This is a genomic window from Ruminococcus sp. RTP21204st1_B2_RTP21204_210225 (assembly GCF_040914135.1).
Taxonomy (GTDB): Bacteria; Bacillota; Clostridia; order Oscillospirales; family Ruminococcaceae; genus Hominimerdicola; species Hominimerdicola aceti.
In genome coordinates, this window is sequence record NZ_JBCPGA010000007.1 from 89,707 (window position 1) to 101,860 (window position 12,154).

The 12,154-nt window shown below is 44.8% G+C and carries 6 protein-coding genes; 5 read left to right on the forward strand and 1 reads right to left on the reverse strand.

Features of this window, described 5'->3' with window-relative positions; genetic code table 11:
- Positions 1-5 precede the first annotated feature (5 nt).
- Together AB5123_RS04685 and AB5123_RS04690 are read left to right on the forward strand one after the other, a co-directional pair.
- A complete protein-coding gene (locus AB5123_RS04685; RefSeq protein WP_368364566.1) occupies positions 6-4,106 on the forward strand; it encodes a lectin like domain-containing protein in 4,101 nt (1,366 codons plus the stop codon).
- 27 nt (positions 4,107-4,133) lie between these two features.
- Positions 4,134-5,150 (forward strand): cadherin-like beta sandwich domain-containing protein, encoded by a 1,017-nt coding sequence (locus AB5123_RS04690; protein WP_289148803.1) that lies wholly within the window; start codon positions 4,134-4,136, stop codon positions 5,148-5,150.
- A 214-nt stretch (positions 5,151-5,364) separates the two neighbouring features.
- On the opposite strand, the gene AB5123_RS04695 is transcribed toward AB5123_RS04690, so the two are convergent.
- On the reverse strand, positions 5,365-6,228 hold the full coding sequence (locus AB5123_RS04695) for a polysaccharide deacetylase family protein (protein WP_289148804.1): 864 nt from the start codon (positions 6,226-6,228) through the stop codon (positions 5,365-5,367).
- 180 nt (positions 6,229-6,408) lie between these two features.
- Here AB5123_RS04695 and AB5123_RS04700 point away from each other — a divergent pair, with 180 nt between their 5' ends.
- The 3 genes from AB5123_RS04700 (at position 6,409) to metE (ending at position 12,062) form a co-directional block, all read left to right on the forward strand.
- Entirely contained in the window at positions 6,409-8,514 is a 2,106-nt protein-coding gene (locus AB5123_RS04700) for a methyl-accepting chemotaxis protein (RefSeq protein WP_337777598.1), read from the forward strand.
- A gap of 43 nt (positions 8,515-8,557) precedes the next feature.
- A complete protein-coding gene (locus tag AB5123_RS04705; RefSeq protein ID WP_038671106.1) occupies positions 8,558-9,631 on the forward strand; it encodes a 6-phosphofructokinase in 1,074 nt (357 codons plus the stop codon).
- 169 nt (positions 9,632-9,800) lie between these two features.
- Complete coding sequence (gene metE, locus AB5123_RS04710; RefSeq protein ID WP_038671108.1) at positions 9,801-12,062, forward strand: 5-methyltetrahydropteroyltriglutamate--homocysteine S-methyltransferase; 2,262 nt, start codon at positions 9,801-9,803, stop codon at positions 12,060-12,062.
- Positions 12,063-12,154 lie beyond the last annotated feature (92 nt).

Consider the following 12,154-nt stretch of genomic DNA (forward strand, 5'->3'; position numbering starts at 1 on the left):
GGAAAATGAGAAGAATGAAAGGTGCGGCAGGGCTTTTGACAGCTTTGCTCTTGGCTTTTCAGCTTTCGGCGCAGACTTTTGCACTTGCCAACGAGGATAACGGCATAAAAGTCGTTCCAGTAAACTTTACCCATAACGGCTATAGCTATGAGATAGAGGGCGTGGCCAAAAGCACAGACGGTGACTATCAGATAAAGTCCCCTGCAAGACTAGCCGCCCGAAAGCTCCCATCCACCTATGACCCAAGAAGCTCAGGAGAGATCACAACAGTAAAAGATCAGGCTTCAACAGGTGCTTGCTGGGCATTCTCAGCCCTTGCCTGCGCAGAGCAGGATCTTATCAAAAAGGGGCTTGAAAACCCCTCTGCAGAATTTTCCGTGCCTGCCTTGGTGCTGTCCTCAAATTCAGGCACAGCCACAGGTAAAGACGATTTTTCATCAGGGGGAAACTGGCTCTTTGCGGCCTCCGCCCTTGCAAATGGTCAGGGACTATGCTATGAGGATTACGAGCCGTTTTTAGAATCCGGCACAGAGAATATGATAGTCTCCGAAAATAAGAAAAGCGTCAGCGAATACAGGCTGAATTATGTCATGGAGCTTTCAAGCACCACGCAGGTGAAGCGTAAAATAATGGAGCTTGGAGCAGTTTCCGCAAGCTATTTTGCAGGAAATGGCTATATGAATCATAACAATACTGCCTACTATGATCCCGACGCCTCAAAAAACACTATCATAAATCATTCCGTCACAGTGGTGGGCTGGGACGATAACTACAGTAAGGATAATTTCAGATATAAGCCTGCCAATAACGGCGCATGGCTTGTGAAAGGCTCGTGGGGCGCAGATCAGGACAATGACGGCTTCTATTGGGTGTCCTATGACGAAGCAGAGTTCGGACAGTTTTGCTGCTATGACTTTGAAGAAAGCTGTGATAATACATATCACTACAGCAAAATGACAGGCTATGTTGTGAACGCCAGCAACGACGGCTCTGTTTACGGTGCAAATGTTTTCACCGCTAAAGCCGATGAAAAGCTTGATAAAGCAGGCTTTATGTATGTGGGCAAAACTGGCAGTGCGGATTACACCCTAAGCGTCTATACCAACGTTTCCGACAGCGACCCTATAGGCGTCCTTGAAACGCAGATAAGCGGCTCAGTGTCCGCAAACGGCTTTTATACAGTTGACTTTCCCGAGGATATCCTCCTTGAAGAGGGCGAGAAATATTCCATTTCAGTAAAATTCAGCGGCGACAGCGGCAGGGGATATCTCCTTGCAGAAAGCGACCGAACATCAAAGGTGCAGTCAGGGCAAAGCTATGTTTCCCTTAACGGCAAATATTGGTCTGACGTTGGAGCAGATAAGACCGACTCCATAGGAAGTCTTTTTATCTACGCTTACACTGATGATACTGCAAAGCCCGATAAAAGTTCACTTGAAACCACCCTTGCGAAGTACGGCACCCTTGCAGGCTGTGAAAGAGAAGCAAACAACGCCCGAACGGTGCTTGCAGATGAAACTGCTTCCAAGAACGATATCTCAAACGCACAAAAGCTCCTTATCTCCGCCGCAGAAGAACAGGACGAAGCCCTTGTTATAACCACAGAAGCCCAGTGGGGAAGCTTTGCAAAGCGTGTCAGCAGTGGCGAAAGCTTCGAGGGCAAGCTAGTCACCCTTGAAGCTGACCTTGACTTTGACGGAAAAACTATCTCACCTGTAGGCGATTCTGAAAACCCATTCATGGGCTATTTTGACGGCAACGGACACCTTATAAAAAACGCAGTTATCTCCTCGGGGGAGTATTCAGGGCTTTTCGCGTACATAAAAAATGGTGCAGAGATAAATAACATTTCCCTGAAAAACTGTATAGTGAAAGGCGATTACGCAGGTGGAATAGTGGGTTTTTATCAAGGAACAGCCATAAAAGCCTGCACCTTTGACGGCACAGTGTCAGGAGAAGTCTATTCAGGTGGCGTCATAGGAAGACAATCCTGCGGTATCATAACAGAGTGTTCTTCAAACCTAAGGGAAAACAGCTCCGCCATTACAAATGCCTTTATAGGAGGCAGGGATATTGCCGTTTCCGTTGTGAACGCATACGGCTGTTACAGCAATGACAGCGACAGTCTGGTTTCAAGCCTTTCTGCAAAAAATGCACTTTCTCAAGGTGCATTTGCAATGAACACCTACGGTGAAAAGTTCAAAGACAGCGCAAAGTGGACAATGGACGGCGCTCTTGTGCGCCAGACCTCATATAGCGAGCAGGCTTCCCATAAGATAACATTCTCCGCTGTGGCACAGACCATAGAAGTCTGCACCGACTATGCAGGCAAAGCCGTGTTCCCGAATGTGAACGTTCAGCAGGGCTACACTCTCGGCTGGTATCATAAAGGCGAACCTGTGAACAGCGACACAGTTTTCACAGAAAACACCACAGTTTCCGCAAAAGTCATCCCAAGTGACAAAGCGAAGATAGATTATATCCTGAACGGTGGCGAAAACAGCCCACTCAACCCTTATGAGCTTGGCGAGGGCGAAACCGCACAGCTTTCCGCCCCCACAAAAGAGGGCGCACAGTTCACAGGCTGGTATGCCGACTCACAGCTTGAGAGCAATCCTATAACGTCCGTGAGCTTTTCAGACGGCTCAAAGACTCTTTATGCAGGCTGGAAAATCAATACCTGCACGGTTGATTTCACCGATATAAACGGCATAGTTTTGTTATCTCAGACCGTAGAATACGGCAAAAGTGCCGATCCGCCCAAAGCACCGACCATAAAAGGCAAACGCTTTACAGGCTGGGATAAAGACCTTTCAAAAGTCACAGCCCATATGACAGTGCAGGCGGTCTATACCGACAGAAAGCTTATAAAAGACTGCGAGATATCAGGCTTTAAAACACATATGACATTCACAGGCTATGAGCTTGCTCAAAGCAGTATAACGCTTTCCTATGGCGATACCACTTTGACAAATAATAAAGACTATACCATTGACTATGCCGATAATATAGCCGCAGGCAAGGGCAAAATGATAATAACAGGCATTGGCGGATACAGCGGCGCTATAGCCAAAGCATTCGACATTCTTCCAAAGTCCGCCCAATTGACAAGCGTCTATTATGTTGATACGCTCTCCTACACAGGCAAGCCTATAAGACCTGACGTTATGGTAACGGACGGAGGAAAATTTCTTCTTCCTGAACATGATTATACTGTTTCCTATAGCTCAAATACAAAAATAGGCGTTGGAAAAATAACCATAAGCTTCATGGGCAACTATCAGGGTACGATAACAAAAACTTTTACCATTTATCCTGCAAAACAGGAGATACAATCTCTGCAAACAAGATATAAAGGCTTTTTTATCGACTTTGCTCAGAAAGGCTCAGCCACAGGATATGAACTGCAATACAGTACACGCTCTGACTTTGCAGGTGCAAAAACCTTGATAATATCCTCAAACAAAACGGATAAAAAGACAGTTTCAAACCTGACGGCAGGGAAGAAATATTATGTAAGAGTGCGTTCGTATACAATAGTCAGCGGCAAGCGTTATAACGGTGCATGGTCTGATACAAAGAGCGTAACCACCGCAAAATATGATATTGCCAAAGCTAAGGTCGCAGGCATAAAAAACAAGTCTTTCACAGGCAAGAACATCACCCAAAGCGTAACAGTCACATATTCGGGCAAGACCCTTAAAAACGGCACAGACTATATAGTGAAATATTCCTGCAATAAGAATATAGGCACAGCTAAGGTAACAGTAACAGGAAAAGGCTCGTATGGCGGAGTGATAACGAAGTCTTTTGTCATCACCCCTGCCAGGCAGACCATACAAAAGCTCATGCCAGTGAAAAAAGGCTTTTATATAGACTATGCACAGAAAGGCTCTGCTACAGGCTATGAGATATCCTACGCTGAAAATATATCTTTCAGCGATGCAAAGACAGTTAAGGTGACCTCAAATAAGACCGACAAAAAGACCGTAACAAATCTTAAAAGCCAAAAGACATATTTTGTCCGTGTGAGAAGCTATACAGCCACAGGGAACAAGACCTATTTCGGACAGTGGTCTGATATAGCCAAAGTTTATACCAAATAATTATCCGTGTTATCGGGAGGGATAGCAATGATCACAAAAACAAAGCTTGTAAAAAGAATATTCTCATCGCTCTTGACAGCCGCACTTGCAGTTCCAATGACGGCTCTCACTGCCCATGCAACAGGGGAGGCTTTCTTCTATCCGCCTAAAAACCCCGTCATGACCGATCAGCAGTTTGAAGTGTCCGTGACATTTTCCGCAGATTCAGAGATAGGAAGCGTTCAGGCAAATATCGCCTATGACGATTCCGTTATAGAATTTGTGTCAAGCGACAACGCCTCAGGTGGCGGAGGAGTTCTTACAGTAAACGGATTTCCTGATACCCCCTCTTCAGAAGTGGATTTCAGCTTTACGTTCAAAGGTCTGTCAGCAGGAAATGCAAATATAAGCCTGCAAAGCTGTCAGATATATTCCCCTGATTCAGAGCTTATCGGCTCGCCTACCGCCTATTGTGTCATAACAGTTGGAGGCGATAAGGTGGAAACCAAAACCGAAACAGAAACCACGACCACCACCGAAAAGACCACCACTACCACCACTACCACTAAGACCTCACCTTCAAACGGCATACCCGATAAAGGCGTTCTTACAGCCCTGACAGTGGATAACGGCGAGCTTTCTCCTGCCTTTGCCTATAATGTCTATAACTATACAGTGAACGTTGACAATTCCGTTACCAATGTTGAGATAGAGGGAACAACAGCAAGCCCCTCTGATTATGTATGGTATACAGGCACAAGCGAGTGTCAGGTGGGCGAAAATGTACGAACCATAACCGTCACAGACGTTGACGGCAATGCCGCCACCTATACTGTCACCATAATAAGAGCCGCAGGCGGAGATGAACAGCAGACCCAGACCGTCCAAAAGAAAGACGGCTCCGATACTTCATCTGCCGTGTCCAAAAACGCAAATGTTATGGACCAGTATAAAAAGATGCTCAATACCGCCCTTGCTATCGTCCTTATTGTCCTTGTTATTGCACTTGTAGTAATAATTATCTGGATAAGAGGAAAGATCAAAGGCGGCAAAAAGGATAAATAAGTTCTGTGTAAAGAGATGATAAACAGCCAAAAGTGGCGTATCAACGTGCTTTTGGCTGTTTGTGACAGCATTTTTCACTCTGCTTACACGAATACACATTTTTTTTACAAAAATCACACAAAAACAAGTATAATTTCGACACCTGCCAGAGTATAATGTAAACATGCTGATGGTGATTCAGTTTAGAGAGTGGCTCCAATAGGGGCTGCTTTTTTTATGCTCCAAAAACTTTTTTCATGAATTCTTCTGTGGAGATGATCCCGCTGCGATTGTATCTGTAAAGACCAAAAAGGCAGCGCTCATCTTCTTTTTTTATTATATTGATTTTTTCCTCTACTCCAAGACTAGCCTCAAACCCCATGTTCTTTACGAGCCGACTTGCACTTTCGCAGGTTATGCCGAAAGGATAGGTGTAAACGTTTGGCTGAAAACCACAGTGTTCATTGCAAAGCGTTTGAAGCTTCGTGGTGTCGTTAAGAAATATCTTTCGGTAATCCTCGTAGCTTTCCCCCTCTAGCTGACCGACTCCACGCCTCCCCTCGAGATTGTGCATATCGTAAGAGTGATTGCATATCTCCACATGACCGCTGTCACGAAGCACCGAAACGTCCTGCCAGTCAAGATAAGAGTAAGCAGGATCAGGCTCAGCCTCCTCGCAGGCAGCGTCAGTGTAAGCCCCCACAATAGATACAGTGGCTTTCATATCGTATTTTTCAAGAAGCGGCAGAAGATATTCTCTGTAGTTGTAAGTGCCGTCGTCAAAGGACAGTATGATAGGCTTCTCAGGCAGCTCGCCCCCACGCTTCACATATCTTATAACGTCATTTACAAAAACAGTAGTGTAGCCGTTCTGCTTCAGATAAAGCAGATCCTTTTCAAGCTCGATAGGCGTTATGACATACTCACCGCTGCGATCTTCGTTTTTTACGATGCTGTGATACATTATGATCGGAAGCTTTATCCCATCTGTTTTTTCTTCTTTTGCAAAGGTCGGCATAACAGCCACCGCCGCCAGCATAGAAAGCACAGCTATAACACAAAGCATCACCCTTTTTCTTATCCTTAGACTTATGTACATATTTTATTTACCCCCTTTTTTACCTATTTTTATTCACCTCCATATCATTAATTGCATCATAAGTTCACAAAAAATATGCTTGTGGTACTTGAAATAATTGTGCAATTATGATATAATAGACACGTAATATCGCAGTGTTGTGTGCTGCGTTAAAAACAAGTTCTTAAGGGGGAACTGTATATGAAAACGTTGCGTTCAAAGCTGCTTTTGGCAATGCTTTCAATCGCACTTATCATCACGGTGCTGCTCAGCTTGGTTTCCGTGTATTTTATAAACGTTTCTGCAAAGGATACGCTCAAAAGCACCGCTGAACCACTGGCTGTTCAGGCGGCTAAGAATTTTGACTCGACGATCAGCTCTTATACGAATAATATAGTTTCGACCGTAAAGTCTGATTCTTTTTTAGGGGCAAAAACTGACGCTGACAGACTGAAGGCGGTAAAAAGTGGCTTTGCAGACAACACAGGCTTTTATCTGAATTTTACAGTTTTTGACGGCAATGGCATTGTGCTTGCAACAGATAATGAAATGGTATCGTCATCAGTTGAAAAAGAGCACGTCATAAGCGCTTGCGAAAGAAGCTCGGCCTACATAACCGATATATATACCTTTGGCGGTAAGAATTATTTTTCTATACTTGCTTCAACAAAGTCTGGCAACTCAGAACAAAAAGTCGCTTGTATTACCATTCAGAGCGATATGCTTGTCAATGCTCTTAATGAATATACCTTCGGAAAATCCGGCTATGTTTATCTTGTTGGTAAAGACGGAGAGATCCTTCTTCATAAGGATACCGATCAGATAGGTAAAAATGCCCTTGAGATCGGTAAGAAAGATGAAGAATATACGGAAGTGACAAATGCCGTTGAGAAAATACTTGCAAATAATAGCGGTACAACAGAGTATAAATTTAAGGATAACAATTATATCGTGGGCTATTATGGTTCGTCATATTTTGACGGTACTGTCGTCATGGTTACAAATGTTGCCGACTTCACCACTGCAAGCTCCAGCGCACTTACTAATATCATTGTAATGGGCGTTGTGCTTATGTGCCTGACGGTGCTGTTCTCTCTGCTTTTTGCAAAGAGGATAACAAAGCCTATCATTTCTACCACAAACAGACTTCGTTCTCTCGCACAGGGCAACCTTACCGACCCTGTTGACGTGTGGTATTCCAAGGACGAGCTTGGCGTCCTTTCAAACTCTCTGGAAGAAACTATCGTCTGCCTCAGACAGTATATCAACCTTATTACAGTGGCTCTTACCCAGATATCCGAGGGTAACCTTTGCCATAGAATGGAAGGCACTTTTAAGGGCGACTTCTATAAGATAAAGAGTACGTTTAACGAGATACTCGACTCTCTGTCTGATACCTTTGCTTCTATCAATATGTCAGCCGAGCAGGTGAACTCAGGAGCGGTTCAGGTGTCAAATATCGCACAGTCTGTATCACAGGGTTCTACACAGCAGGCTTCTGCAATCGAGGAGCTTTCCGCTACCCTCAGTGATGTTTCAAAGCAGATAACTCAGAACTCTGAGGACTCTAAGAACGCTTATAATATCGTGCTTAAGAATACCGAAGCCGTTGACAACTGCAACAGCGATATGGGCAACATGGTAAATGCCATGAATGCTATCCATACAGCTTCCGATGAGATCTCAAAGATAATCAAGGTCATTGACGAGATCGCATTCCAAACAAATATCCTTGCCCTTAACGCCGCCGTAGAGGCCGCAAGAGAGGGTTCAAAGGGCTTTGGCGTGGTAGCAGACGAGGTAAGACGTCTGGCATCAAGATCAGCCGAAGCCGCAAAGCAGACCGCTTCACTTATCGAAAACCAGTCTGCTGCTGTTTCAAAGGGCTCTAAGATAGCCGAAGAAACTGCTGATTCACTGAACAATATCGTAAATAATTCAAATACTATAAAGGATCTCGTAAAGAATATCTCAGACGCTTCTGAGGCGCAGGCAGAGGCTATCGTTCAGGTAAATACGGGAGTAGACCAGATATCAGCCGTTGTATCAGCCAATACCTCGACTGCAGTCGGTTCAGCTTCCGCAAGCGAGGAGCTTTCAAGTCAGTCGCTTATACTAAAGAATATGATAGCACGTTTCAAACTTAGCGAGAACAGTGAAAAGGATAAGAAAGAGCATCAGACTTCAAGGTTCACATATATTGACGATGAGCCGGAAAGCGAGGCCACCCCTGAGGAAACTCAGCAGGATATCACTCCTTCCGACGAAGCCGATATAGAAGATTTCAGCACAAGCGATAAGTATTGATATCGTTGATAATGATAGAATTTCATTGAAAGGACTTGGTAAAATGAAGAAAAGAATAGGCATACTCACAAGCGGAGGAGATTGTCCGGGACTTAACGCAACAATCAGAGGCGTTGCAAAGGCTTGCTATGAAAAGTTCGGCGAAGACGTTCAGATAGTAGGTATCGAGGATGGCTATTATGGGCTTATCAATAATATGTGCAAGGAAATGAAGCAGTCTGATTTTTCTGGTATCCTTACCACAGGCGGAACTATTTTCGGCACAAAGAGAACGCCTTTCAAGAAAATGCAGGTCATCGAAGAAGATAACGTGGATAAAGTAAAGGCTATGAAAGAAACCTATAAAAAGCAGAAGCTCGATTGCCTGCTCACCTTGGGCGGCAACGGCACTCATAAGACCGCTAACCTCCTTTCAACCGAGGGACTTAACGTTATCGGCCTGCCAAAAACTATCGACAACGATATCTGGGGCACAAGCGTAACATTCGGCTTCCATACCGCTGTTGACACAGCCACAGACGTTATCGACAGACTTCATTCCACAGCCAATTCCCACGGAAGAATACTCGTTGCAGAAATAATGGGCAATAAAGCCGGCTGGCTCACCCTCTATTCAGGTATCGCAGGCGGTGCAGATATGATAGTCATTCCTGAAATACCATATGATATCGAAAAGCTTGCCGCTGCCTGCGAAAAGAGAGAATCAAAGGGATTTTCTATTCTCGCCGTAGCTGAGGGCGCTTTTGATAAAGAAGAGGCAAAGCTTAAAAAGAAGGAAAGAGCAAGACTCCGTGCAGAGCAGGGCCTTACAACTGCTACACCTAGAATTGCAAAGCAGATAGAAGAGCTTACAGGCAGAGAAACAAGAGTTTGCGTTCCTGGTCATATGCTCAGAGGCGGCAGTCCGTCAGCTTACGATAGAGTGCTTGCCACAAAGTTCGGCGTCCATGCCGCAGAGCTTATCGCTGCCGATAAGTACGGCTATGCAGTGGCAATGATAAATGAAGTGGTTTCAGAAAACCCACTTTCAGAAGTCGCAGGCAAAACCAAATTCGTTCCTGCCGACCACCAGCTCGTCAAGACCGCAAAGGCTCTGGGCGTTGCATTCGGCGACTAAAATATGTGTAAACAGGCGGTGCAGTGTATGCTGTGCCGCTTTTTTGTATATGCCGATATAGCCTGAAACTATAGCAAACACAATAGTTTTAGTATTTTACAAATTCCTATTAAACCGATATAATATTATCATAAGCTTATGAAATAAAACCAAGAAAGGAATTTGATATATGAAAACAACAATAGTTGGCTATCCTAGAATAGGCTCTCTCCGTGAGCTGAAATTCGCTGAAGAAAAGTATTTCAGAAAAGAAATAACCGCCGCAGAGCTTGAAAAAGCAGCAGAGAAGCTCCGCCTTGAAAACCTTGACGTTCAGCGTCAGAGCGGTCTTGACCTTATCCCCTCAAACGATTTTTCCTACTATGACGGAATGCTCGATACAGCCGTACTCCTCGGTGCAGTTCCTGCAAGATATACCGCCCTTGGACTTTCTCCACTCGATACATATTTTGCAATGGCAAGAGGATATCAGGGCAGCGAGGGCGACGTAAAGGCGCTTGCAATGAAAAAGTGGTTCAACACAAACTACCACTACATGGTTCCCGAGGTAGATGACGATACAGAAATAAAGCTTTCCGATACAAAGCCTTTCGACCTGTTCAGCGAAGCCCTTGCAAACGGCGTGAAAACAAAACCTGTTATCATAGGCGCATATACTTTCCTTAAGCTTGCAAGATTTACAGGCAAGAAGAACGCCGGCGATATCGCACAGAGCGTTGTGAACGTGTATGCAGACGTTATTGCAAAGCTTTCAGCCCTTGGCGCAGAGTGGATTCAGCTTGACGAGTCTTGCCTTGTAAAGGATATGACCGCCGAGGATATCACATTCTTCAAGGATATCTATACAAAGATATTGGATAAAAAGGGCAGTGCAAAAATACTCCTCCAGACATATTTCGGCGACGTTCGTGATTGCTATAACGATATCTGCGCCCTTGCCTTTGACGGCATAGGTCTTGACTTTATCGAGGGCATCAAAACCGCAGAACTTGTTGAAAAGAACGGCTTCCCGAAAGACAAGGTGCTTTTCGCAGGCGTTGTGAACGGTAAGAATATTTGGAAAAACCACTATGCAAAAACTTTGGCTATCATTGACGATATAAAGGATAAGTGCGGCGAGATAGTCCTGGGCACTTCCTGCTCACTGCTCCACGTTCCATATACTCTCAAGAACGAGAGCAAGCTTTCTGATGACTATAAAAAGTATTTTGCCTATGCAGAAGAAAAGCTCTCCGAGCTTGCAGAACTTAAAGCCATCACAGAGGGCGAGTGCAGTGATAAGCTGGAAGCAAATAAAGCACTGTTCTCACAGCCAAGAAGCGGCGCTGATAAGTCGGTGACAGAGCGTGTTGCAAAGCTCACTGATAAGGACTTTGTAAGACTTCCTGAGTTTGCAGAGCGTGAAAAGATACAGAAGAAAGAATTTGGCCTGCCGCTCCTGCCAACAACAACTATCGGTTCTTTTCCACAGACTATTGAGGTCAGAAAAAATCGTGCGGCATTCCGTAAAGGCGAGCTTTGCGAAGCTGACTATGATAAGTTCATAAGCCAGAAAATAATAGATTGCATAAGACTTCAGGAGAAGATAGGTCTTGACGTCCTCGTTCATGGCGAGTTTGAAAGAAATGACATGGTAGAGTATTTCGGCGAGTGCCTTGACGGCTATATCTTCACAGAAAAAGCATGGGTGCAGTCTTATGGCACAAGATGTGTAAAGCCGCCGGTCGTATGGGGCGATATCTCAAGAGCAAAGCCTATAACAGTGAAGTGGTCAAAATTTGCACAGAGCCTCACAGATAAGCCTGTTAAGGGAATGCTCACAGGCCCTGTAACTATCCTTAACTGGTCTTTCCCAAGAGAGGATATCTCCCTTAAAGAGTCAGCAATGCAGATAGCCCTTGCTATCCGTGATGAAGTCCTTGACCTTGAAGCCAACGGCATAAAGATAATTCAGGTAGACGAAGCCGCTCTCCGTGAAAAGCTCCCTCTGAGAAGATCTGATTGGCACAGCGAGTATCTCGATTGGGCTATCCCTGCATTCAGACTTGTACACAGCGGTGCAAAGGCTGATACACAGATACACACCCATATGTGCTACAGCGAGTTCGCCGACATCATCAAGGATATCGACGATATGGACGCTGACGTTATCACCTTTGAAGCTTCACGTTCCGACCTGACTATCCTTGACGTTCTTAAGGAGAACAATTTCAGAACAGAGGTAGGCCCTGGCGTTTACGATATCCATTCTCCAAGAGTTCCGTCAGAGAACGAAATAGAGAATGCTCTTCATAAAATGCTCGATAGGATACCTGCACAGAAATTGTGGGTAAACCCTGACTGCGGACTTAAAACAAGAGGCGAAGCAGAAACAGTTCCAAGCCTTGAAAACCTTGTTGCCGCCGCAAAGAACGTAAGAAAAACATTGTAATTTTCATAAGGCATAAACAAAGGGGCTGTAAAAAAAGTCCCCAAGAAAAAAGGCTGCGATCTTGCCAAAAAGCAAGACAGCAGTCTTTTTTT